Source organism: Solirhodobacter olei (assembly GCF_004010155.1).
In the GTDB taxonomy this organism is placed as follows: Bacteria; Pseudomonadota; Alphaproteobacteria; order Rhodobacterales; family Rhodobacteraceae; genus Solirhodobacter; species Solirhodobacter olei.
This window is the reverse complement of sequence record NZ_RRYH01000015.1, coordinates 51880-73685: the sequence shown is the minus strand read 5'-3', so window position 1 is coordinate 73685 and position 21806 is coordinate 51880. Positions and strand designations below refer to the sequence as shown.

Genomic DNA, 21806 nt, shown 5'->3' with positions numbered 1-21806 from the left:
CAGAGGGCAGCGCCCCGGGATATTTGGAACACGAGTAAGATGAGCGTGATGGACGGGGCGGGGAGCGCGCGATGCCGGCGCTGATGATCCAGGGCTGCGGCTCGAACGTGGGCAAGTCGATGCTAGTCGCAGGCCTCTGCCGCGCGGCGCGGCGGCGTGGGCTGACGGTGGCACCGTTCAAGCCGCAGAATATGTCGAACAACGCAGCCGTGACCGCCGACGGGGGGGAGATCGGCCGCGCCCAGGCGCTTCAGGCGCTTGCCTCGGGGCTGGAGCCGGTGACCGACATGAACCCGGTTCTGCTGAAGCCCGAAACCGACCTCGGCGCGCAGGTGATCGTTCAGGGCCGCCGCATCGGGACCATGCGGGCGCGCGACTACTCCCGGCGCAAGCCCGAGCTGATGGCGCCGGTGCTAGAATCCTTCAACCGCCTCAAGGCGGCCCACGATCTCGTCCTCGTCGAAGGCGCGGGCAGCCCGGCAGAGGTGAACCTGCGCGCGGGCGACATCGCCAACATGGGCTTCGCGCGCGCCGCTGGCGTGCCGGTGGTGCTGACAGGCGACATCGACCGCGGCGGGGTGATCGCCCAGGTCGTAGGCACGCAGGCCGTGCTCGACCCCGAGGACGCGGCGCTCGTCGCGGGGTTCCTGATCAACAAGTTCCGCGGCGATCCCCGGCTCTTCGACGACGGCTACCGTCTGATCGAAGACCGGACAGGGTGGCGTGGCTACGGCGTGCTGCCGTGGTTTCCCGGCGCCTCGCGCCTGCCGGCGGAGGACGCGCTCGACCTCGGGCGCGCCGCCGAAGGCGGGCCGTTCCGGGTGGTCTGCCTCGCGCTTTCCCGCATTGCCAATTTCGATGATCTCGACCCGCTCTCTGCCGAGCCAGGCGTCAGCGTCACCATGCTGCGCGCGGGAGAGGCGCTGCCGGGCGACACCGACCTCGTCATCCTGCCCGGCAGCAAATCGACCCGTGGCGACCTCGCATATCTGCGTGCGCAGGGCTGGGACATCGACCTCGCCGCGCACCGCCGCCGCGGTGGGGCGGTGCTGGGGATCTGCGGCGGCTTCCAGATGCTCGGGACGCGGATCGACGACCCGAAGGGGATAGAGGGGCCGGCAGGCGAGAGCCCGGGCCTCGGGCTTCTGGATGTCGAGACCGTAATGGGCGGCGACAAAACCCTGACCCGCGTCTCTGCCCGCCACACCGCCACGGGGACGGAGTTCGACGGCTACGAGATCCACATTGGGCGCACTCGGGGCACGGACTGTGCCCGGCCCTTCGCCGAGGTTGCAGGCCAGGCGGAAGGCGCGGTTTCCGCTGACGGGCGGGTGATGGGGAGTTACCTTCACGGCATGTTCTCGGTCGACGGCTTCCGCCGCGCGTTCCTCGACCGGCTCGGTGCGCAGAGCTCCGGCCTCGACTACCGGGCGGGGGTGGAGGAGACGCTCGACGATCTCGCTGCGCATCTCGAGGCGCATCTCGATCTCGACGGCCTCTTCGCGCTCGCGCGCTGAGAGGTCAGCGAATCTCCCAGTCGGTCGCGAGGTTCTGCTGCCAGCCATTGCGGTGCAGAAGCGGTGTGTCGTCGCTGAAGGCCGGCCAACCAAGGCAGAGGTAGGCCGCGAACTCCCAGCCCTCCGGCACGTCGAACAGCTCCTCCATCCGCCCCGGCTCGACGATCGAGACCATGCCGAGCCCGAGGTTCTCGGCCCGCGCTGCGAGCCATAGCGTATGTATCGCCATCGCGGTCGACTGCCGCAGCGTCTCCGGCATGGTCTGGCGGCCGAGGCCATGCCCTGCGTCCGGATCGGTCACGGTGAAGACGGCGAATTGCACCGGCGCGGCCTCGAGGCCTGCGAGCTTTAGCTTGGCGTAGGTCTGCGCCTGATCGCCCGAATAGAGCGAAGCCGCCGCCCCGTTGCAGCGGGCAAATTCCACGCGCACGGCCGAGCGCAGCCCCGCATCCTCCACCCGGAAGATCCGCCAAGGCCGGGCGTTGCCGACAGAGGGCGCGCTGTCGACCGCCGCCCGCAGCCGCCGCAGCACCTCCTCCGGCACCGGATCGCGGCGGAAGTGGCGCACGTCGCGGCGCCAGTGGAGGAGACGCGAAAGCACCTCCGCCTCCTCGCTGCCGAAGGTCTTGGGGTCTTCGAGCGCCGCTTCCATGCGCTGCCATTCCTCCTCGCTCCCAGGCAGGCCGAGGCGCAGCCAGTCCGGCCGGGCCGGAAAGATTCGCGACCAGATCCGGTGGCGGGCGAGCCGCGCCTGCGCCGCCGCCCCTTCGGGCGTGCGGTAAAGGCGGAAAAGCCCGGTGCCGCCGATCAACTCCCACCCCGCGCGGGCGACCAGCGCGTCAAGCCGCGGCGTGTCCTCGGCCAGGCGCTGGCGCGTGGCCTCGGCCCAGGCGGTGTCAAGAAGCGCGCGCCGGCCGATCTCCAGCGCCGGGCCGGAGACGGCCCAGGGGCCGGCGCGCTCGGCCATGGCCGCGATATCGGCGGCCGGGCCGATGGCGAAGCCGAGGCGCACGCCCGCCAGCCCCCAGAACTTGCCGAAGGACCGCAGCACGATCAGCCCGGGCCGGCCACAGGCTGCGGCCAGCGACAGCGTCGGATCGGGGTCGGCGAAGCTCTCGTCCACCACCAGCCGCCCAACCTGCGGCAGGAGCGCGAGAAGCGCCTCGGGCTCGATCCGCCGGCCGTCGGGGTTGTTGGGGTTGACCAGCACGGCGAGGTCCGCACCCGCCAGATCCTCCAGCCGCGAGACCTCCTCGACCGCCCATCCGGCGGCGCGCAGCGCAGCGGCATGTTCGTTATAGGTCGGCGCCAGTACCCTTGCGCTGCCGGGGGGGGCGAGATGCGGGATCAGCTGGATCGCCGCCTGCGCGCCGGCCAGCGCCACCATCGGCGCCTCGGTGGCCCAGGCCCCGCGCGCCGCCTCGATCAGTGCGGCAAGCGCGCGCTTGGTGGGAAGCGCCGTCCAGGCCTCTGGCGGCAGTGGCGGCACCGGCCAGGGCTGGCGGTTGATTCCGGTCGACAGGTCGATCCAGTCCGCGGCCGTGCCGCCGAACCCCGCCATTGCCTCGTCCAGATTGCCGCCGTGGTCGCGCATCATCCCCTCACAGAGCCGCCGCAAGCAGCAGGAGCGCCGCCAGAGCCGCCAGCGCCCGGCGGTAAAGCGCAAGTGCCGCCGAAATGCCAGCCGAATTCGGATCGCCGCCGCCGGCGTTCACCCAGGGCTCGTCCGAAAGCCGGTCCGCGTAGACCCGGGGGCCCGAGAGGCGAATGCCGAGCCCCCCCGCCATCGCCGCCTCCGGCCAGCCCGCGTTGGGCGAGCGGTGGTGGCCCGCGTCCCGCCACATCGTCGCGCACGAGGCGCGGGGGCGGGCCGAGACCGCGGCGAAGATCAGCCCGCAAAGCCGTGCCGGGATCAGGTTCGCCACATCGTCGATGCGCGCCGCGGCCCAGCCGAAGGCCTCGTGTCGGGGGGTGCGGTGCCCGATCATCGAATCGAGCGTGTTGATCGCCTTGTACCCCGCGATCCCGGGCAGGCCAAAGATCGCCCCCCAGAAGAGCGGCGCCACGATCCCGTCGGAGGCATTCTCCGCCAGGCTTTCGATCGCCGCTCGGGCAACCCCCGCTGCGTCGAGCCGCTCCGGGTCCCGCCCCACGATCATCGCCACCGCGCGCCGCGCGCCGGGCAGGTCGCCCCGGCCGAGCGGCTCGGCCACGCGGGCCACGTGATCGTCCAGCGACCGGGCCGCGACCAGCGGCCAGGCGAGAACGCCCGTCAGCACCAGCCCTGCCCAATCGCCGGGCAGCAGCGCCGCGATTGCAGCGGCGAAGGCGACGGTCACCGCAATGACCAAAAGCGCCGCCGCGAGCCCCGACAGCCGGTCCCGCCCCGGCCGCGCGCCTGCCGTGTTCCAGTCCCGGTCCAGGCGCCCTATCAATGCACCGATCCAGGTCACGGGATGGCCAATGCGACGATAGAGCGGATCGGGCCAGCCGAGCCCCCAATCCACTCCCAGCGCCACCGCCATTGCCGCCGCCATGCTCATCTTCCGCCCCCGATCCGGAAGCGCAGGATATGGCGGAAGCCTGCGGCGCGAAGGGCGGCGGGCGTCGTTTCGGGCACCGTTCCCGGCGCGAAGATCAGCCCGCGCGCCGCCCCGGTATGGGCGATGACGAACCCAAGCGCGCCCGTCGTGGCGGCCAGTGTTTCGGTCGGATCATCCGCCGGGCCGCGCAGACGGATCGTGCGCCGCGCCGATTCGGAGGCAAGCGCGGCCACCCCGGCGAGGTCGCCGCAAGCGGCGGGCCAGGCGTCGGAGAGGTCGGCGATGTCCGGGAATGCCGCGTCCGCCGGATCGGTCCGCCGCATCGGCCCGAAGAAGCCCCCGACGATCTCCATTCGCGGCGGCGCGGGCAATCGGGCGAGCACGCGGCCTGCGCGCGAGGCCCAGAGAAGCCGCCCGGGATCGTCCAGCATCAATGGATCGACCGCCCCCTCGGAGCCGAGGCAGGCCAGCGCGATGGCCTCCGGGTCCGTGACACCCGCCGCCCGCGCCAGAGCCACCCGCGCCGCGGTCGACGCCCCAGCGCCGCCCCCCGCCGGCATGTCGAGCCGCAGGCTGAACCGCCCCTCGGGCCTGACCCCGAGGCTTCGCAGCAGTCCGGCCGCGCCGGCCCTGCTCAGCACCCTCACGCCCGGCTGGTGCAGTGCGAAGGGCCCGGGAAGGCGCAGTGCCCGGGCGCGCAGCGCCGGGCAGGGCAGTGTGACTAGCGCCACCGGCCCACCGGGGCCGATGCGTCCCTGCAGGAACTCTCCGAAATGGCCGGGGACGGCGATCTCCATGCCGTTCATGCCAGCGCCCGGTTGGTGAAGCCGATCGACCAGACACCGCCCGGCAGCGCCCGCAGATGCGTGGCCGACAGCGGCGCGATCTCGAAGCCGAGTCCCGCCGGGGCTTCCCCCAGTGCGAGCCCGAGCGCCGCGCGGATCGTCCCGGCATGGGCTACGACAACGACCGTGCCGCCCTGCGTCAGCCCCTCCAGCGCGGGTGTCACCCGGGTCCAGAGGTCAAGGAAACTCTCGCCCCCCGGCGCACGGTGCGCAGCGATCTCCGCCCGCCCGAGCGGGCCCAGATCGGGGAGTTCCTCGGGCAAAAGCCCTTCCCAGGCGCCGAAATCCTGCTCCCAGAGCCGGGAGTCCAGCGCCGCCTCCCGCCCGGGAAGAAGCGCTGCCGCGGTCTCCCGGCAGCGCCGGGCGGGGCTCGTCACCAGCCGCGCCTCCGCCGCAACGAGCGTCGCCAGCGCCGCCCGCGCGCGCGTCAACGCCTCGGTGCCGGGCAGCCGCGCAGCAGGGTCGCTGCGCCCGGCAAGCCGCCCGCCCGCGTCCGAGGGCGCATGGCGGATCAGAATCAGGCTGGTCGTCTCCGTCCCCGGCACAGTCGGCTTTCTCCCTTTTCCTTCGGCCAAAATGGTGTTTTCTGCTGCCCGGAAAGGAGAGGCGGCGTGATCCTACTCATTACCGGCGGAGCGCGCTCGGGCAAGAGCAGCTATGCGGAAGGGCGGGTGGCCGCGCTTCCGGGGCGGCCCTGCTATATCGCGACGGCCGAGATCCGCGACGCCGAGATGGCCGAGCGCATTGCCCACCACCGCGCCCGCCGCGGCCCTGAATGGCGCGAGCGCGAGGCGACTTTCGACCTCGTCGCGGCCCTTGCCGAGACCGACGGCGACGGCCCCCGCCTCGTCGATTGCATCACGCTGTGGCTGACGAACCTCGTGCTGGCCGATCGCGACTGGCGGGCGGAACTGAACGCCCTTCTGGCCGCGCTGCCGGCGCAGCAAAGCCCGGTGATCTTCGTCACCAACGAGGTCGGCCTCGGCATCGTCCCCGAAAACGCGCTCGCGCGCGCCTTCCGCGATGCGGCGGGGCTGGTGAACCAGGCCCTCGCGGCTGCGGCCGACGAGGTGCAATTCGTCGTCTCCGGACTGCCCCTGAAGGTGAAATGATGCAAGCGCCGCTCTTCCCCGCCGCCTCCTTTGCCGATCTCCGCACCCGGCTGGCGGATCTGCCCGCCGCCGACCCGGCCAGCATCGCCGCCGCCCGGGTGCGCCAGGACAACCTGACGAAACCCCCTGGCGCGCTTGGCCGGCTGGAGGAGCTGGCGATCTTCATGGCCGGCTGGCAGGTCCGCGCGCGCCCGGTGCTGGACCGTGCTCAGGCGGTGGTCTTCGCCGGCAACCATGGCATCTGCCGGCAGGGCGTGAACCCCTTCCCGCAGGAAGTGACCGCCCAGATGGTGACGAACTTCTCGCGCGGCGGCGCTGCGATCAACCAGCTTTGCCGGGTGAGCGGCGCGGATCTCTCGATCGTGGCGCTCGACCTCGACCGCCCGACCGGCGATTTTACCGAAGGTCCCGCGATGACCGAGGCCGAGGTGCTCGACGCCATGGCCCGCGGCGCGGCGGCGGTGGATACCGGGGCGAACGTCCTCCTTCTCGGCGAGATGGGGATCGGTAACTCGACCGTGGCGGCCGCACAGGCCCGCGCCTCCTTCGGTGGCACGGCCTGGGACTGGGTCGGCCCCGGCACCGGCGCGGATGCCGACAAGATCGCGATCAAGGCTCAGGTCATCGAGGCGGGGATGGAGCGCCATGCCGCCGCCCTCGGCGACCCGCTTGCCACGCTCGCGGCTTTCGGCGGGCGCGAGCAGGCGGCGATCTGCGGGGCGGTCCTCGCCGCGCGGGCAGCGCGGATCCCGGTGATGCTCGACGGCTTCATCTGCACCGCCGCCGCAGCCGTGCTTGTGCCGCTCGGCATCGGCGCGCTCGACCACTGCATGGTCGGCCACGCCAGCGCCGAGCCGGGGCACCGAAGGCTACTTTCGGCCATCGGCAAGAAGGCCATCCTTGATCTCGGGATGCGCCTCGGCGAGGGGTCAGGCGCGGCGGTGGCGCTGGGCGTGCTGCGGGCCGCCCTTGCCGCGCATGACGGCATGGCGACCTTCGCCGAGGCCGGGATCTCGGCCGGATGAACGGCTCCTGGATCCAGTCGCGGGCAGACGAGGCGCGCCTGGCGCTGATGCTGCTGACGCGCCTGCCGATGGGCCGGCTCGACCCGGCGCCCACGCTCTCCGCCGCTGCCTGGGCCTATCCGCTGGCCGGGGCCGTGGTGGGGGCGATCGCGGGGCTGGTGTACCTCTTGGCGCAGGGCCTCGGCCTCCAGCCCCTTCCGGCGGTTGTGCTCGCCGTGGCGGCGGGCGTTGTCGCGACCGGCGGCATGCACGAAGACGGGCTCGCCGATCTCGCCGACGGCTTCGGCGGCGGCGGCGACCGCGCCCGGAAGCTGGAGATCATGCGCGACAGCCGTGTCGGCAGCTACGGGGTGATTGCACTCTGCCTCGCGCTTCTCCTCCGCGTGGTGCTGTTGGCCGAAGTCCTGCCGGGCCATGCGCCGCTCTTCTTCCTCCTCGGCCTCGGCGCGCTCAGCCGGGCGCCGCTGCCGGTCCTGATGCGGCTCCTGCCGGCGGCGCGGCCTGACGGCCTCGGCCGCTCGGCTTCGCTGCAGATCGGAGCGGGGCAGGCTGGGGCCGCGGTGCTGGTCGGCTTGGTCCTCGCACTTCTCTTCCTGCCGGGCTTCTTCTGCCCGGTCTTCGCCGCCGCGGCCGCCACCGCCCTGACCGGCCTTCTGGCCCGCCGCCAGATCGGCGGTTTCACCGGAGACGTCCTCGGAGCCGCGCAGATCGCCGCCGAGCTTGCGGCGCTTCTGGCGCTCGCCGCCGCCTGAGGGTCGGATTTCGCGTTGACGGCTGACCGCGCCGGCTTCTATGCAGGTTGGGATGGTTCCCCTCGGGGATGAAAAGGGAACGCGGTGAGGACTCGGGTCCGATGCCGCGGCTGCCCCCGCAACTGTAAGTGGCGGGCCCTCTCCAGAAGCCACTGGCCCGGCGGGCTGGGAAGGCGGCGGGGGCGAGTGCCACGAGCCAGGAGACCTGCCATCACGGACGTCAGAGCAGGAACATCGGGCGGGGTGTCTCGGTGGGTCTGGACCGCAAGATCGGTTCGGCGGGCCTTGCTGTGACACTGGACGTCAACGGCAGGAGAGTCTCATGCCAACCCCCATCTCGAGGCTCTTTCGGGAAACCGATAGCGCGCTGCGCCCGCGCCTCATCTCGATCTACACATTGCTCGCGGTCATGAACATCGGGGCCTGGGCCTGGGCCTTCCTCGCCTTCAACGGCAATCCCGGTCTCCTTGGCGTGGCACTCGTCACCTACGGGCTGGGCCTGCGGCACGCGGTCGATGCCGACCATATCGCCGCGATCGACAACGTGACGCGCAAGCTCATGCAGATGGGGCAACGGCCTGTCACTGTCGGCTTCTTCTTCGCGCTCGGCCATTCCACGGTCGTCGTCGTCACCGCCTGTGCCGTCGCCGTCGCGGCGACCCTGCTTGGCAGCTTCGAGGCCATGAGCAGCGTGACAGGCGTCATCAGCACGGTCGTTTCCTCGTTCTTCCTGCTGGCGATCGCGGCAATGAACGTCATGATCTTCCTGTCGATCTACCGCAGCTTCCGCCGGATCCGCGCGGGCGGCGATTATGTCGAGGAGGACTTCGATCTGCTCCTCAACAACCGCGGTTTTCTTGCCCGCCTGTTCCGGCCGATGTTCCGGCTGGTGACGAAAAGCTGGCACATGTTCCCGCTCGGCTTCCTCTTCGGCCTGGGTTTCGACACGGCAACCGAGGTCGCGGTCTTCGGCGTCTCCGCCTCGCAGGCGGCCAAGGGCCTGTCGGTGGAGGCCATCCTGGTCTTCCCCGTGCTTTTCGCCGCCGGCATGTCCCTGGTCGATACGACGGACGGGGTGATGATGCTCGGCGCCTACGACTGGGCCTTCGTGAAACCGATGCGCAAGCTCTACTACAACATGACGATTACGCTGGTCTCCATACTCGTCGCGGTGCTGATCGGGGGAATCGAGGCGCTCGGTCTGATCGGCAGCCAGCTGGACCTGCAGGGCGGGTTCTGGACGGCGGTCGGGTCGCTGAACGGCAATTTCAACAACCTCGGCTTCGCCATCATCGGGCTGTTCATCGTCGCCTGGGGATTGTCCTACGTTATCTATCGCCTGCAGCGGCTCGACGAGATCGAGGTGACCCGGGCGGATAGCTGACGCCGGCCGCCGGCGCCGGCAGGGCCGCGCCCGGGGCAAACCGGGGGCGGCCGATCGGGTCTCGGGCGTACCAGCACGAAAGGGCAACCATGCCGGGCGTTTCGCGTCGCTCGGCCCCCTGGTCAGCCCTGGTCGTGCGACCGGTCTGCATCCATGGCGGCAAACACCGGCCGCCTTGCCCGGGAGCCGCTTACCGGCTGCGGGGCGGCTTGAACGTAAAGCACCTATAGCCCGCATAAGAGACGCCGGCGGCAATACCCGAGGCTATGACGAGGGCGCTCAACGGACCGATTGCCGTCATGAGCAAGAGCGCTGAGAACACCGCGTAGTTCACACTGACGGCAAGACCGCTAGCGGCCGCGTAGCGCAGAAACTCGGCGAAGCGCGGCGGTGTCGAGAGCCCGAAGGTGAAGCGGCGGTTGGAAAGCCAGCCCGCCACCATGGCCAGCCCGACTGAGGGCACGCGGGCAAGAAACGGGGAAATATGGGCCCAGCGGGTCAGTAACGTGAGTACCGCGGCGTCGATCGCAAGGGACAGCAAGCCGCTGCCGGCAAAGGCTGCGATATGGTGGAGACGGCTCTGGCGGCGGTCAGTCTGCAAATACTGCCTCCCAGTCGATGGTCCCCGAGGCATCGCGGTGACGAGCAGGGTGGAGGAGGCGCTCGGGCAGCGACGGCTCCGCTTCGAGTGCGGCAAGCTCCTCTGCCCGGCGGTGCTCCACGGGATCGCCCGTGGGCGCGTCGGCATCGATATGGCCTGGGTGGCACATGACGAGGTGTGCCGGGCCGGGCACGCTGGCGAAGCGGGCAAGTTCATCGGCGAAGGGATGGCCCAGGCGGAAGCCTGAAAAGCCGGAAAAGCCGTCATTCGTCGGCGCCGCGACAGCACGCAACGCCGCGCGCGCGCGGACCGACAGGGTGGCGACGAGGAGCGCCTTCGGCACCGAGGCCCGGCGCGCCAGTATGCGGCTGGCGCGATCGCCGGGCAGCCGGACCAGAGGGAGCCGGCCATTCGGGAAGCGGCGGCGAAGGGTGCGGACCAGCGCACTGCGGATGCCAGGCAGCGCATGGATGTGGTGATGACCGTCGACGTGGTCCGGCGGCGCGCCGACTGCCTCTTCGAAGGCTTCGAACTGACGGTCGATCTCGGCCTCGACCTCGGCTTCGATGATCCGTCCGGTAAAGGCCCGCGCTATCCAATGGGAGACGGGCGGAAGCCGGCCGCCGGGCGCGTGGTCCGGCATGACTCCCAGGGGCGTGCCGAGCGTCAGGTTGATATGGAGGCCCAAGGAGATCGCGTCGCGGACCGCGTGAACATCCGGGCCGCCCTCAGACCAGCCCGCGATCGTGACCAGCGCGGATGTGCCAGAAAGACGGCCGGCACGCGCCAGTTCCGCGATGCCGGCGGAGACGTCGGGCGTCAGCCCGAAGTCGTCAGCGATGAGCAGGAACCTACTTGGCGGCGCCCTCATGCGGCCGCGCCACCCGGAGGGGCTATCTTGAGCGGCCCCGTGCCGATCTCCTCGCGGACGAGGTAGAGCGGGCGGGCCTTCACCTCCTCGTAGATCCTGGACAGGTATTCCCCGAATACCCCGAGCGACAGCAGCTGGATGCCGGAAAGGAACGTGATGGCGACGATCAGCGACGGGAAGCCGGGGACGTCGGCGCCCAGGATAAGGGTGCGGACAAAGAAATAGAGCGCGTAGAGGATTGAGCCGAGGGAGATCGCCGCACCGATGCCGGACCAGACGCGCAGCGGAAAGGAGGAGAACGAGATAATCCCGTCGAGCGCAAAGCGAGACAGCCGGCGGAAATTGAACGAGGAGTTGCCGCCGTGCCGGACCTCGCAGTCAAAGGCGATCGTTGCGGTTTGGAATCCGATCCAGTGAAACAGCCCCTTGGTGAAGCGCGCGCGCTCGTCGAAGCGGTTGAGCGCGTCGACGGCCTTGCGGTCGAGCAGTACGAAATCGACGGTGCCGGGCTCAAGCGACATGCCTGCAAGTGCACGAAATACCGGATAGAACAGCCGCGAGGCAAACTGCCGCCGGCGCGATCCGAGGGCGTCCTCGACCCGCCGCCGCCCCAACACTACTTCCGCGCCGCCGGTCCAGGCCTCGTGGAAGGTGCGAATTGTTTCAGGCGGATGCTGCAGGTCCGCGTCCATGACGACCACGGCATCACCCTTGGCGGCGCGCAGGCCAGCGGCGATCGCGATCTCCTTGCCGAAGTTGCGCGACAGGATCAGGCCCTGGACACGCGGGTCGGCGGCGTTCTCGGCCCGGATGCGTTCGACGGTCCGGTCTCGCGAGCCGTCGTCGACGAAAACGATCGACCAGTCTACGCCGAGCTCTTCGAGCACGGCCCGGGTGCGCGCGGTGACTGCGGCGACGTTGGCCTCCTCGTTGAAGGCAGGGATAACCACGGAAAGGGTCGTCATTTCGGGGCCCCCAGGACATGCTGCCGGACGATGACGGAGCCCGCCGTGATTGGTGACCGGGCCGCCTGCCGGGCGAATTTCTCCTTAAGAACCGTCTGGTCTTCGATCCCCTTGTGCCGGGCGGTCGGGGCCGGGCCATCGCCCAGGACAATCAGCATGCCTTGCCGGTAGCGCGGCCACTTCGGAATAGGGAAGCCAACCGAATTAAGATCCGAAACGGCGGCGTAATTCATGATTTGTTTGAATCCAAAGGCATAAACAGAGCGCGCCCGAGCATCCAGGCGCGGCCGGCATCCTGCGCAGCGTCTTCGAAATTGCCCGACGCATCGTCTAGGGTCAATGCGTCTCAACTACAGGCGCCGGCCCATCCATGTCCAGTACGGGCAGCTTGCCGGGGGCGGTCAGGCGAGCTTATTGATAACAGCCTTCCAAGATCGCGCGACATCGCCACTCTCGCCGACGATGCTGCGCAGCGTCAGGGGCAGGGCCAGGCGGATAAGGAAGCAGCGCAATGGCGGCTAAGGCCCGCCTGCTCGAGCGCCTTTGACCTCTGACATCCTGGTTGGCATTGGACGCTGGCCGCAAGCAGTGCGACACTTGTCCTCCCGTCGAGGGGTTGAAGGAGACGGTTTGCACCGCCTGCGACACTCGAAAGCCCAAGCCAGCAAGGAGCCCACAATGCCGCAATCCGATACCCAAAATCGCAAGTTCATCCTGGCTGAGCGGCCTCGCGGCGAACCGGACAGGAACACCTTGCGATTGGTGACGGAGGATCTGCCGAGGCCGGGCAGGGGGCAAATGCTCTTGCGGAACGAATATTTGTCGCTGGACCCTTACATGCGCGGCCGGATGAGCGATGCGCCGTCCTATGCCGCGCCGGTGGAGATCGGCGGCGTCATGGTTGGCGGGACCGTTTCGCAGGTCCTCCGCTCGGACGTGACGGGCTTTGCGGAGGGCGACTGGGTCGTAGCCTTTGGCGGCTGGCAGGACTATGCGCTGTCTGACGGTAGCGGCGTGATCAATATGGGCAAGGCGCCGGAGCACCCATCCTGGGCGCTCGGGGTGCTCGGAATGCCCGGGCTGACGGCATGGGCGGGTCTTACGCAGATTGGCCAGCCTGAAGCCGGCGAGACGCTCGTCGTCGCGGCGGCCAGCGGCCCGGTCGGTGCGACGGTCGGACAGATCGGCAAGATCCTCGGCTGTCATGTTGTCGGGATCGCGGGCGGCCCGAAGAAATGCACCCACGTCGTCGAAACCCTGGGGTTCGATGCCTGCGTCGATTACAAGGCGGACGGCTTTCCCGAGGCGCTCAAGGCCGCCGTTCCGGACGGCATCGATATCTATTTCGAGAATGTCGGTGGCGCGGTGCTCGACGCGGTGCTGCCCTGCCTGAACCCACTGGCACGTATCCCCGTCTGCGGCCTGATATCGCAATACAACGCGACCTCGCTGCCCGATGGGCCGGACCGGCTGAACTTCCTGATGGGGCAGATACTCCGCAAGCGCATGACGGTCCGAGGGTTTATCGTCTTCAATGACTTCGGCCATCTTTATCCGGAATTCGCCAGCACCGTGGGTGCCTGGGTCAGGCAGGGCCGGATCCACTACCGTGAGGAGGTGATCGACGGACTCGAACAGGCGCCGTCTGCCTTCATCGGGCTGCTTCGGGGGGAGGCGTTCGGCAAACGGGTCATTCGCCTGGCGGGGTGAAATCTAATCCGCGCAAACCGGACCCGCATCTGATGCCTGCCGGGCGTCCTCCAGAGCGCGGGCCTTATCGCGCAGCACAAACTTCTGGATCTTGCCGGTCGATGTGCGTGGAATGGGGCCAAGAACGAACCGTCCCGGCACCTTGTAGTGCGCCAGATGATCGCGGCACCAGGTCCTCAGGATTTCGGGGCTGGCGTGCCGGCCTTCCGCCAGTTCCACGAAGGCGCATGGTGTCTCGCCCCATTTTTCATGCGGCATGGCGACGACGGCCACGACCGCCACAGCCTCGTGTCGATAGAGCACTTCCTCGATCTCCATGGAGGATATGTTCTCCCCGCCCGAGATGATCACGTCCTTGGAACGGTCCTTCAGCTGGATGTAACCGTCGGGATGGATCACACCCAGGTCGCCAGAGTGGAACCAGCCGCCCCGGAAGGCCTCTTCCGTGGCCTGCGGGTTTCGGAAATAGCCCTTCATCACGACGTTGCCGCGAAACATCACTTCGCCCCTGGTTTCGCCGTCGCGGGGCACGGGTTGCATGGTTTCAGGGTCGAGAACGTCCAGGCCCTCAAGCGGCAGGTAGCGCACCCCCTGCCGGGATTTCAGCCGCGCCTGGTCGGATGGAGGCAGGGCGGACCACTCGGCATGCCAGTCGTTCACCACGGCAGGCCCGTAGGTTTCCGTCAGCCCGTAAAGATGGGTCACGTCGAACCCGGCCTCCCTCATCTCCGCAAGCAGCTTTTCCGGCGGAGGTGCGGCCGCGGTAAAGAACTGGACGGGCTGGGACAGCTCACGCCTTACCGTATCGGGGGCCGAAATCAGCAGCGACATCACGATCGGCGCGCCGCACAGATGCGTGACGCCTTCTTCTGCGAGCGCGGCCCAGATCGGCTCGGCCCGGACCTGTCGCAGGCAGACATGGGTGCCGATGATCGCGGACAGGGTCCAGGGGAAGCACCAGCCGTTGCAATGGAACATCGGCAGTGTCCAAAGGTAGACCGCGTGCTTCGCCATCGACGCCGTCACGGCATTGCCCTGTGCAAGCAGATAGGCGCCCCGGTGATGGGTCACGACGCCCTTGGGATCGCCCGTGGTGCCCGAGGTGTAGCTGATCGCGATGGCGTCCCACTCGTCCTGTGGCACCGGCCATGGGAACTCCGGGTCGCCGGCGGCGAGGAAGGTCTCGTAATCGAGCGCCTCATGCGGGGTGCGGGGACCGTCGAATTCCGGGTCGTCATAGACGATGATGGTGGGTCCCGCCTTGCACAGCGTCAGTGCCTCTTGCAGCAGGGGCAGGAACTCGGCATCGACGATCACCAGCCGCGACATCGCATGGTCCAGCTGAAACGCAATGATCGCCGCGTCGAGCCGTGTGTTGATCGCGTGCAGCACCGCGCCGCTCATGGGTACGCCGTAGTGGCATTCCAGCATGGCCGGGGTGTTGGCGAGCAGCACCGAAACGGTATCCCCGCGCGCGATCCCCCGCCCGGCCAGCGCCGAGGCGAGCTGGCGCGCGCGCCAGTAGAAATCGGCATAGCTGCGCCGCAGGGGCCCGTGGACGATGGCCGTATGATCGGGGAAGACCGTTGCGGCCCGTTCAAGAAAGCCGAGGGGCGTCAGCGGCTGGTAGTTCGCGGGGTTGCGGTCAAGGCCGGTGTCGTAGGGATTTTCCATCAGGCATCCTGCCATTCGGGCGTACGTTTTTCGATGAAGGCGCCGATACCTTCCTCGGCGTCGCGTGCCAGCATGTTATCGACCATCACCCGGGACGCATAGTCATATGCCTCCGCCAGCGGCATCTCGCGTTGTGCATAAAAGGCGCGCTTGCCGGTCGCGAGCGTCAGGGAGGATTTCGACGCGATCTTGCGGGCCACGGTCATGACCTCGCCGCGCAGATCCTCCACCGGGACGCAGCGATTGACCAACCCGATCTCCGCTGCGCGCGCGGCCGGGGTCATGTCGCCGGTCAGCAGCATCTCCATCGCGTGCTTGCTGGCCACGTTTCTCGACAGCGCAACCATCGGCGTCGAACAGAACAGCCCGATATGCACGCCCGGCGTGCTGAACCGGGCGGTCTCGGCGGCGAAGGCGAGGTCGCAGCTCGCGACCAGCTGGCAGCCGGCAGCGGTGGCGACGCCGGTGACCTCGGCAATGACCGGTTTGGGGCAATTCACGATCCCCTGCATGACCCCGGAACAGAGCCCCATCACCTTGGTGAAATACGCTCTGCCCCGATCCTCGCCCGCGCGACCGGCGGTCATTTCCTTCAGGTCGTGTCCGGCGCTGAAGGCCGGTCCATTGGCGGCCAGGATGACGACCCGCACCACCGGGTCTGCACCCGCCTCGACGAAGGCCGAGCCGAGTGCGGCCAACATCGCCTCGGACAGGGCATTGCGCCTGCCCGCGTCGTTCAGGGTCAGGCGCAGGATGCCATCGGCATCCAGATCGCGCAGAAGAATGTCGGTCATGGGGCCTCAGAGGATGTTGATTTCCACGCTGTCGGCCAGCGTGTTGGCAATGAAGCAGTAGCGATGCGCGCGGTCCTGCATCTGGGCAAGCGCCTCGTCGGTGACAGCGAAGCCGGGGTCGAAACGCACGACCGGGTGCAGGTCGATCCGCGTCACCGACATCTGGCCGCGGGGGTTCTTGCCCAGATGGGCGACCGCGTGATCGGAATAGCCCGCGACGGGCCAGCCCGCCTTCGCCGCCAGCGCCAGGAAGGTCATCATGTGGCAACTGGACAGGGCCGAGGCCAGCGCCTGCTCGGGGTTGGTGTTGGTCGGATCGCCGCCCCAGTCGGGGGCGGCGTCCACGTCGATGTCGAAACGGGTTCCATAAGACACGCGATGCGCGGCCGAATACTGGCCGGGCTGGAACTCACGCCCGTTGCGCTGCCAATGCAGGTCGATCGCAAGCGCGGACATGGGCTATGCCGCCGCCAGCGATTTCTTCGGGTCGAAGAAGGGCCGCTCCACCACGGTCGCGACGGTCGGGCCGGACGGCAGCGCCACCTCGACCTGGGTGCCGATCCGCGCATGATCCACGTCGACCATCGCCAGCGCGATGTTGCGGTCCAGCCGGGGCGAGTAGATCGCGGAGGTCACCTTGCCGATCGCTTCGCCACCGCGGTTGATCTGCCAGAAGATCGTGTTCGGCCCCGCCAGCGGATCGGCCTCGATGATCAGGCCCACCTGCATCCGTGTCACGCCCTGATCGCGAATGCGCCGCAGCGCAGCCTTGCCGATGAAGTCCGCCTCCATGTCGAGGTTCACCAGACGGTCAAGCCCCAGCTCGTAAGGGTTGGTCTTGATGTCGGCATCGGCGTGGTAGGAGAGCATGCCCCCTTCGATGCGGCGGATCGACGACGTATGGCCCGGCTTCAGCCCGAACTCCATGCCCGCCGCCATGATCCTTTCCCACAAGGCGTCGCCCTTCGATCCGTCGCGCAGGTAAAGCTCGTAGCCCAGCTCGCTCGACCAGCCGGTCCGCGAGACGATCAGCGGAATACCGTCGAGCTCCAGCTCGCGCAGCCAGTAGTATTTCAGGTCGAGGATGTCCTCGCCGAAGAGCGCCTGCATCACCAGGCCCGACTTCGGTCCCTGAAGCTGCAAAGGCGACACGTCGGGTTCGCAGATCTGCACGTCGAGGCCGGAATGCACCGCCACGCCCTGCGCCCAGAGCAGGATGTCGCTGTCGGCGAGCGAGATCCAGAAGTGGTTTTCGGCCAGACGCAGCAGGATCGGATCGTTCAGGATGCCGCCCTCTGCATTGGTGATCAGGATGTACTTGCACTGGCCGACCTTCATCTTGGACAGGTCGCGCGGGGTCAGCATCTGGACGAAGCGCGCCGCGTCCGGGCCCGTGATCTCGACCTGCCGCTCGACGGCCACGTCGCACAGGATGGCATCGTTCACGAGGTTCCAGAAGTTCTGCTCAGGATCGCCGAAGTCGCGCGGGATATACATGTGATTGTAGACGGAAAACCCCTTCGCGCCCCACCGGACCGTGGCGTCGAAATAGGGGGATTTGCGGATCTGGGTGCCGAAGCCGAACGCGTCTGCATTCATCGTTTTGCGCCTTTGCTGAACCCCGGTCGATGACACGGGACACGGTGGAAGATGGCGCTTGTTTACGCTGCGAAGCCGGTGTGCCGTGGACTAAAGAACGGGCCTATTCTCGCCCGTTCAGACTGAAATCGCGGCCTGTTTCAGACCGTTCGGTCCCGCGGCACCGGTCCTGCCAATTTCGCGATGTTCGGGCGGGTCGCTTTGACCACACGAGTCGCGATGTAAGTCATGTATCGGTCGACCCCGAGTTCGGCATCCGTCATGTCCTGCATCAGTGTCTGGAAGGCGGCAAGCGTCTGGCAGACGATCTTCATCACGTAATCCATGCCCCCGCCGGTCGCGACGCAATCGGTGATCTCCTCATTGCGGCACACCCAGGACTCGAACCGTTCGAAGTCGGCCTTGCGGTGATGTGTCAGGGAGACCGTGACCATGACCTGCGTGAAGTCACAGACCCGCTCGAGAACGATATCCGCATGGTAGCCCCTGATGTAACCCGCCGCCTTCAAACGGTCGAGCCGCGCCCAGCACGGCGTGGCCGAGATGTTCACGATCTCGGACAGCCGCGACTTGCTCAGCTGCCCGTGGCTTTGAACCGCACTCAGGATGCGGATATCGGTGGCGTCGAGGGCAAGTTTCTTCACCGTGTCGTCACTTTCACCGTCCGAGAACGGAATGCGGGTTCGGCTTTCGCCAACCAAGGCAGAAGCGTTTCTAAGTTATCCGGAGCAAGTTCCATTGTGTTTTTGCGACCCGGTCACTGTCAGGAACGGCAAGCTGCAGGATCGTGGTAAGCCTGGCGGTCCATGTCGGATACGCAGGGCCAAAGGAACGCTTTTCGCTTCGGACAATTTTCGGCCCAACGAGGTTCGCCGGGCGCGCTGGTGTCCGCATCTTCCATTGGGCGCAAAGACGGTTGGCTCGGACGATGACGACTTCGCACGCGCAAATCCGTGCCAGTGCGCTATAAGTCTGGAGCGACGGAGGGGCAAAACCCAAGCAATCAGAGCCTGGCGGACCTACCGGCAGGTGCAGCCCAAACGCTCTAAATTCACTGTATTTCTTAGGAAGCGATTGGCGGAGAGACAGGGATTCGAACCCTGGGTGGGCGCAAACCCACAACGGTTTTCGAGACCGTTTCTGTGGGGAGACTGCGCGCGACTGGGCCAATAAATTAAGGGCAGGTTTGCGGAATCGTCAGCCCACCCGGAGAGCATAGAATGCTCAGGTAGCATAGTCGGACGTCATAGCTCTCTGCGGTCTGCAACCAGGTCCGAGAAGGGCGGGGAGCTGTCGTTTGCAGCTGCGGCGGAGCGCCTGGAGCAGACCGGGATAGCCGCCGTTCGCGCAACTCTCTGCGTCGAGTCCGGCCGATTAGCAGGAGAGGGCCAAGAGCGAAAATTCGCCGCGTTTTGCACAAACGTCACCTTCAGAGCGCCGGCAGACGGACTTGAAGGAAAATCGGTGCCCGAATACCTCATCTGTTTCAGCGCTCCGGAGCTGCAGCTGACGGACGCGATATAGACCTGCACCGCGATTGCGATCTACCTGCCATATCCCCCTTCGACTGAGTTCGTTCTCGGCACCGCCCGCCCAGAACCAAAGTGAGAGAATTGGTAGGGGGTCACGCCGAACTTCCTGCGGAAGCTCTTGGCGAAATGGGAGCTGGAAACGTAGCCGCAGGCGATGGCCACATCGAGCACCGTCATGTTGGTCTCGGTCAGGAGCGCGCGGCCGTGCTGGAGCCGAAGATCGTTCAAGTATTGCCGCGGCGACGTGCCGAGATGATCAGCGAAGAGGCGTTCGAGCTGCCGGCGGGTGATGCCGGCGCGCGCTGCGCATTCCTCCATGTCGATCCCGTCCTCGATGTGCTTTTCCATGTAGGCGACCGCTTTCACGACCCGTTCGCTACGGGTTCCGAGACGCGCGGCCAGCGAGATCATCTGGTCTTCCCCGCCGAAGCGCCGCCGATTCATCAGGCACATGTTCATGACTTCCTGGCCGAGCTGTGCGCCATACTGCGCCTCGATCAGGGTCAGCATGAGATCGGCCGAGGCGACGCCCCCGGCGCAGGTCTGGATGCGGTCTTCGACGCAGAAGACACGTCGGATCGGGTCGAGGTCAGGGAAGACCTCCCGGAACCCCGCGATGTTTTCCCAATGGAGGGTAAAGCGTCGCCCCTTGAGGATTCCGGCACGGGCCAGGGCGTAGGCGCCGGTGCAGAGCCCGCCGACGACACGGCCGCGCCGCCACTGGGTCCGCACGCTGTCGGCGAGGCCGGGCCAGAGGCCGCTCTCGGGCTCGACGCCGCCGCAGACCAGGAGATGGTCGGTGTCGATATCCCGGGTCAAGCCGCCGTCGGGCACGACCGGGAGACCGCATGAACTGGTGACGGGTGCGCCGTCGGACGACACCACGGCCCAGCGGAATAGCTCCTTGCCGGCCAGCTGGTTCGCTACGCGAAGTGGCTCGATGGCCGAGGTGAACGCCAGCAGAGTGAACCGCGGCATCAACGCGAAGGTCACGGTCACGGGCGCGCCGACGTCCCGCACGACGACATGCGCCACGCCAGGCGCCACGAATTTCCGGTCGGCTTCATTGCTCATCTTCTGCGTCGTGTCCTCCGCCCTCGACCCGTCGGCCACAGGTTGCCGATCCCCTTTCCATGTCAACGTCAGGACCCAGCCGCCACCGGTTTCGTCCGGCGGTCCGGGCCCTGCTCAGCGGGCCCCGCGCCTTTTGCGCTGGAGTGTGCCGCGGGTGAGCCTGTCGAGCAGCACCGCCACCGCGACGATGGCGAGGCCTGCGCGGAGGCCGAGGCCCATCTCCATTCGCGACAGGCCACGGGTGACCTCGCCGCCGAGGCCGCCGGAACCGACGAGGCCGGCGAGCACGACCATCGCGAGCGACAGAAGAATGCACTGGTTCAGGCCGACGAGGAGGGTTGGCCGCGCGGCCGGCAGCTCGATCTTCAGCAGAATGTCGCGCGGCGGGGCGCCGATGGCCTGGCCGAGCTCCAGAAGATCTCTGGGCACCTGCTTGAAGGCCAGGGTGGTCAGCCGCAGCATCGGCGGGATGCCGTAGACGACGGTGGCGATTAGAGCCGGCACCCGGCCGAGACTGAAGATCATCACGACTGGGATCAGATAGACCCAGGGCGGCACGGTCTGCATGATGTCGAGGATCGGGCGCAGCACCACCTCGACGGATTTGCGGCGGGAGGCGACAACGCCGAGCGGGAAGGCGATGGAGACCGCCAGAGAAACTGCGACGGTGACCAGTGCGATGGTTTCGATCGACTCCTTCCAGAGCCCCATGATGAGGCAGAAGCCGAGCGACAGCGCGACGAGGATCGCCAGGCGCAGACCCATGGCAAGGAAGGTGGCCCCGGCAACCAGCGCGATGAGCAGCAGCGCCGGCGGCCAGAGCAGCACCGCCTCGATCGCGTTGAGGACCGCTTCGCAGACCGCGCTGATGGCGGCGAAGAGCGGGTGGGCGTTGGCGTTGAGCCAGTCGACCAGCGGGGCGAGCAGGGCGCCGGGGGAGAAATGCAGCGAGGCCAGAGTCATGGATTGCCCTCCTGCCGGACTTGCGAGGCGCTCTGGGTCAGCCGGTCGAGCACCATGGTAAGAACGACGATGGCGATCGCCGCGTCGATCGACTTTGCGATGTCGAGCTTGCGGATCGCATCGTAAATGGTCGCTCCCAGCCCGCCGGAGCCGACGATGCCAGCGATCACCACCATGCCGAAGGCCATCATCAGGCTTTGGTTGATGCCAGCCATGATGCTCGGCACGGCGAAGGGTAGCCGGATCTTGAAGAACATCTGCATCGGAGTGATGCCGGAGGCTTGGCCAAGCTCGATGTATTCCGGCGGGGTCATGCGGATGCCGAGCGCGGTCAGCCGGATCGCAGGCGGCATCGCCACAATCACCGTGGCGGCCAAGGCGGTGGCCGGGCCATAGCCCAGGAGCGCGATGGCCGGGAGAAGGTAGATGTAGGGCGGCAGGGTCTGGACGAGGTCGAGCGCCGGGCCGATCGCGGCGTCCAGCCTCGGAAGGTAGCCCGCCACGACCCCCGTTGGCAGGGCCACCAGAAGTGCGAGGATCGTGGCCGAGATCACCAGCGCCAGTGTGCTGATCGTCTCTGACCACAGGCCCATGACAGCGCAGAAAAGGAGGGCCAGGCCGGCAAGCAGGGCGAAGCGAGCGCCGATCAGCCGCCAGCCGAGGAGCGCGACGAGGAGCGCCACGGCATAGTCAGGCGGCTGGTCGAGCAGCCAGAGCAGCGCTCCGTAGAAGCCCTCGAGCACGGCGCTGATAGCGTCGAAGAGTGCCCCGCCATGGTCGCCGATCCAGCCGAGCGCGGCATCGGTCCAGGTGTCGAAGGTGGTGACGACGATGGAGCTGTCCAT

Annotated in this window: 22 protein-coding genes, 1 pseudogene and 1 riboswitch; of the genes and pseudogenes, 6 read left to right on the top strand and 17 right to left on the bottom strand. The window is 67.8% G+C overall.

All coding sequences use genetic code 11. The annotated features are described in order from the left end of the window. Positions 1–71: 71 nt before the first annotated feature. Positions 72–1517, top strand: a complete 1446-nt coding sequence (locus EIP85_RS12170; protein ID WP_127902456.1) for a cobyric acid synthase — start codon at positions 72–74, stop codon at positions 1515–1517. Between the two features lie 4 nt (positions 1518–1521). Here the strand turns inward: EIP85_RS12170 and bluB are convergent, their stop codons facing one another. The 5 genes and pseudogenes from bluB to EIP85_RS12150 form a co-directional block, all read right to left on the bottom strand. Beyond that, on the bottom strand, positions 1522–2169 hold the full coding sequence (bluB, locus tag EIP85_RS23025) for a 5,6-dimethylbenzimidazole synthase (RefSeq protein WP_206615534.1): 648 nt from the start codon (positions 2167–2169) through the stop codon (positions 1522–1524). Then, positions 2158–3111, bottom strand: a pseudogene (gene cobD / locus EIP85_RS23020) (threonine-phosphate decarboxylase CobD); the annotation flags it as partial. The pseudogene cobD and the gene bluB, both read right to left, overlap by 12 nt. A 7-nt stretch (positions 3112–3118) precedes the next feature. Continuing rightward, positions 3119–4060 (bottom strand): adenosylcobinamide-phosphate synthase CbiB, encoded by a 942-nt coding sequence (gene cbiB / locus EIP85_RS12160; RefSeq protein WP_127902454.1) that lies wholly within the window; start codon positions 4058–4060, stop codon positions 3119–3121. Then, positions 4057–4866, bottom strand: coding sequence for a propanediol utilization protein (locus tag EIP85_RS12155; protein WP_206615526.1), 810 nt, complete (start codon positions 4864–4866; stop codon positions 4057–4059). Before EIP85_RS12155 ends, cbiB begins: the two co-directional genes overlap by 4 nt. Next, positions 4863–5450 carry a histidine phosphatase family protein gene (locus tag EIP85_RS12150; protein WP_127902453.1) on the bottom strand — a complete coding sequence of 196 codons (588 nt, stop codon included), beginning with the start codon at positions 5448–5450 and terminating at the stop codon, positions 4863–4865. Before EIP85_RS12150 ends, EIP85_RS12155 begins: the two co-directional genes overlap by 4 nt. 66 nt (positions 5451–5516) lie before the next feature. Here EIP85_RS12150 and cobU point away from each other — a divergent pair, with 66 nt between their 5' ends. From cobU to EIP85_RS12130, 4 genes are all read left to right on the top strand, one after another. Continuing rightward, entirely contained in the window at positions 5517–6017 is a 501-nt protein-coding gene (gene cobU, locus EIP85_RS12145; RefSeq protein WP_127902452.1) for a bifunctional adenosylcobinamide kinase/adenosylcobinamide-phosphate guanylyltransferase, read from the top strand. Beyond that, positions 6017–7042: a nicotinate-nucleotide--dimethylbenzimidazole phosphoribosyltransferase gene (cobT, locus tag EIP85_RS12140; RefSeq protein ID WP_206615524.1), complete on the top strand. Its 1026-nt coding sequence runs from the start codon at positions 6017–6019 to the stop codon at positions 7040–7042. The genes cobU and cobT overlap by 1 nt, the downstream gene beginning before the upstream one ends. After that, complete coding sequence (cobS, locus tag EIP85_RS12135; RefSeq protein WP_127902450.1) at positions 7039–7794, top strand: adenosylcobinamide-GDP ribazoletransferase; 756 nt, start codon at positions 7039–7041, stop codon at positions 7792–7794. Before cobT ends, cobS begins: the two co-directional genes overlap by 4 nt. A gap of 36 nt (positions 7795–7830) precedes the next feature. Continuing rightward, a riboswitch (cobalamin riboswitch) is annotated at positions 7831–8021 on the top strand. A gap of 95 nt (positions 8022–8116) precedes the next feature. Then, positions 8117–9178, top strand: coding sequence for a HoxN/HupN/NixA family nickel/cobalt transporter (locus tag EIP85_RS12130; RefSeq protein WP_127902449.1), 1062 nt, complete (start codon positions 8117–8119; stop codon positions 9176–9178). A 190-nt stretch (positions 9179–9368) separates the two neighbouring features. Here the strand turns inward: EIP85_RS12130 and EIP85_RS12125 are convergent, their stop codons facing one another. The 4 genes from EIP85_RS12125 to EIP85_RS12110 are packed head-to-tail and all read right to left on the bottom strand — an operon-like array spanning position 9369 to position 11848. Continuing rightward, positions 9369–9779 carry a GtrA family protein gene (locus tag EIP85_RS12125; protein ID WP_164871716.1) on the bottom strand — a complete coding sequence of 137 codons (411 nt, stop codon included), beginning with the start codon at positions 9777–9779 and terminating at the stop codon, positions 9369–9371. Further along, positions 9769–10650, bottom strand: coding sequence for a ChbG/HpnK family deacetylase (locus tag EIP85_RS12120; protein ID WP_127902447.1), 882 nt, complete (start codon positions 10648–10650; stop codon positions 9769–9771). The genes EIP85_RS12125 and EIP85_RS12120 overlap by 11 nt, the downstream gene beginning before the upstream one ends. Then, on the bottom strand, positions 10647–11615 hold the full coding sequence (locus tag EIP85_RS12115; protein WP_127902446.1) for a glycosyltransferase family 2 protein: 969 nt from the start codon (positions 11613–11615) through the stop codon (positions 10647–10649). The genes EIP85_RS12120 and EIP85_RS12115 overlap by 4 nt, the downstream gene beginning before the upstream one ends. After that, complete coding sequence (locus EIP85_RS12110) at positions 11612–11848, bottom strand: hypothetical protein (protein WP_127902445.1); 237 nt, start codon at positions 11846–11848, stop codon at positions 11612–11614. The genes EIP85_RS12115 and EIP85_RS12110 overlap by 4 nt, the downstream gene beginning before the upstream one ends. Positions 11849–12293: 445 nt before the next feature. On the opposite strand from EIP85_RS12110, the gene EIP85_RS12105 reads away from it, so the two are divergent. After that, positions 12294–13325 carry an NADP-dependent oxidoreductase gene (locus EIP85_RS12105; RefSeq protein ID WP_127902565.1) on the top strand — a complete coding sequence of 344 codons (1032 nt, stop codon included), beginning with the start codon at positions 12294–12296 and terminating at the stop codon, positions 13323–13325. Positions 13326–13328: 3 nt separating this feature from the next. Here the strand turns inward: EIP85_RS12105 and EIP85_RS12100 are convergent, their stop codons facing one another. The 8 genes from EIP85_RS12100 to EIP85_RS12065 all read right to left on the bottom strand — a co-directional run bounded on the left by EIP85_RS12100 (position 13329) and on the right by EIP85_RS12065 (position 21806). Next, complete coding sequence (locus EIP85_RS12100) at positions 13329–14999, bottom strand: acyl-CoA synthetase (protein ID WP_127902444.1); 1671 nt, start codon at positions 14997–14999, stop codon at positions 13329–13331. Continuing rightward, positions 14999–15793, bottom strand: a complete 795-nt coding sequence (locus EIP85_RS12095) for an enoyl-CoA hydratase (protein ID WP_127902443.1) — start codon at positions 15791–15793, stop codon at positions 14999–15001. Before EIP85_RS12095 ends, EIP85_RS12100 begins: the two co-directional genes overlap by 1 nt. A 6-nt stretch (positions 15794–15799) precedes the next feature. Further along, positions 15800–16249, bottom strand: coding sequence for an OsmC family protein (locus EIP85_RS12090; protein WP_127902442.1), 450 nt, complete (start codon positions 16247–16249; stop codon positions 15800–15802). Positions 16250–16252: 3 nt separating this feature from the next. After that, positions 16253–17392 carry a glycine cleavage T C-terminal barrel domain-containing protein gene (locus EIP85_RS12085; protein ID WP_127902441.1) on the bottom strand — a complete coding sequence of 380 codons (1140 nt, stop codon included), beginning with the start codon at positions 17390–17392 and terminating at the stop codon, positions 16253–16255. 140 nt (positions 17393–17532) lie between these two features. Beyond that, a complete protein-coding gene (locus EIP85_RS12080; RefSeq protein ID WP_127902440.1) occupies positions 17533–18036 on the bottom strand; it encodes an Lrp/AsnC family transcriptional regulator in 504 nt (167 codons plus the stop codon). A gap of 900 nt (positions 18037–18936) precedes the next feature. Beyond that, a complete protein-coding gene (locus tag EIP85_RS12075) occupies positions 18937–19998 on the bottom strand; it encodes a GlxA family transcriptional regulator (RefSeq protein ID WP_127902439.1) in 1062 nt (353 codons plus the stop codon). Between the two features lie 114 nt (positions 19999–20112). Then, positions 20113–20961, bottom strand: a complete 849-nt coding sequence (locus EIP85_RS12070) for an ABC transporter permease (RefSeq protein WP_127902438.1) — start codon at positions 20959–20961, stop codon at positions 20113–20115. Beyond that, complete coding sequence (locus EIP85_RS12065; RefSeq protein ID WP_127902437.1) at positions 20958–21806, bottom strand: ABC transporter permease; 849 nt, start codon at positions 21804–21806, stop codon at positions 20958–20960. Before EIP85_RS12065 ends, EIP85_RS12070 begins: the two co-directional genes overlap by 4 nt.

What these genes read in the sequence shown, in the direction of transcription:
- EIP85_RS12170 (WP_127902456.1), top strand. Translation starts at nt 72, where the DNA reads ATGCCGGCGCTGATGATCCAGGGCTGCGGCTCGAACGTGGGCAAGTCG.
- bluB (WP_206615534.1), bottom strand. Translation starts at nt 2,169, where the DNA reads ATGGAAGCGGCGCTCGAAGACCCCAAGACCTTCGGCAGCGAGGAGGCG.
- cbiB (WP_127902454.1), bottom strand. Translation starts at nt 4,060, where the DNA reads ATGAGCATGGCGGCGGCAATGGCGGTGGCGCTGGGAGTGGATTGGGGG.
- EIP85_RS12155 (WP_206615526.1), bottom strand. Translation starts at nt 4,866, where the DNA reads ATGAACGGCATGGAGATCGCCGTCCCCGGCCATTTCGGAGAGTTCCTG.
- cobT (WP_206615524.1), top strand. Translation starts at nt 6,017, where the DNA reads ATGCAAGCGCCGCTCTTCCCCGCCGCCTCCTTTGCCGATCTCCGCACC.
- cobS (WP_127902450.1), top strand. Translation starts at nt 7,039, where the DNA reads ATGAACGGCTCCTGGATCCAGTCGCGGGCAGACGAGGCGCGCCTGGCG.
- EIP85_RS12130 (WP_127902449.1), top strand. Translation starts at nt 8,117, where the DNA reads ATGCCAACCCCCATCTCGAGGCTCTTTCGGGAAACCGATAGCGCGCTG.
- EIP85_RS12120 (WP_127902447.1), bottom strand. Translation starts at nt 10,650, where the DNA reads ATGAGGGCGCCGCCAAGTAGGTTCCTGCTCATCGCTGACGACTTCGGG.
- EIP85_RS12115 (WP_127902446.1), bottom strand. Translation starts at nt 11,615, where the DNA reads ATGACGACCCTTTCCGTGGTTATCCCTGCCTTCAACGAGGAGGCCAAC.
- EIP85_RS12110 (WP_127902445.1), bottom strand. Translation starts at nt 11,848, where the DNA reads ATGAATTACGCCGCCGTTTCGGATCTTAATTCGGTTGGCTTCCCTATT.
- EIP85_RS12105 (WP_127902565.1), top strand. Translation starts at nt 12,294, where the DNA reads ATGCCGCAATCCGATACCCAAAATCGCAAGTTCATCCTGGCTGAGCGG.
- EIP85_RS12100 (WP_127902444.1), bottom strand. Translation starts at nt 14,999, where the DNA reads ATGGAAAATCCCTACGACACCGGCCTTGACCGCAACCCCGCGAACTAC.
- EIP85_RS12095 (WP_127902443.1), bottom strand. Translation starts at nt 15,793, where the DNA reads ATGACCGACATTCTTCTGCGCGATCTGGATGCCGATGGCATCCTGCGC.
- EIP85_RS12090 (WP_127902442.1), bottom strand. Translation starts at nt 16,249, where the DNA reads ATGTCCGCGCTTGCGATCGACCTGCATTGGCAGCGCAACGGGCGTGAG.
- EIP85_RS12085 (WP_127902441.1), bottom strand. Translation starts at nt 17,392, where the DNA reads ATGAATGCAGACGCGTTCGGCTTCGGCACCCAGATCCGCAAATCCCCC.
- EIP85_RS12075 (WP_127902439.1), bottom strand. Translation starts at nt 19,998, where the DNA reads ATGAGCAATGAAGCCGACCGGAAATTCGTGGCGCCTGGCGTGGCGCAT.
- EIP85_RS12070 (WP_127902438.1), bottom strand. Translation starts at nt 20,961, where the DNA reads ATGACTCTGGCCTCGCTGCATTTCTCCCCCGGCGCCCTGCTCGCCCCG.
- EIP85_RS12065 (WP_127902437.1), bottom strand. Translation starts at nt 21,806, where the DNA reads ATGGACAGCTCCATCGTCGTCACCACCTTCGACACCTGGACCGATGCC.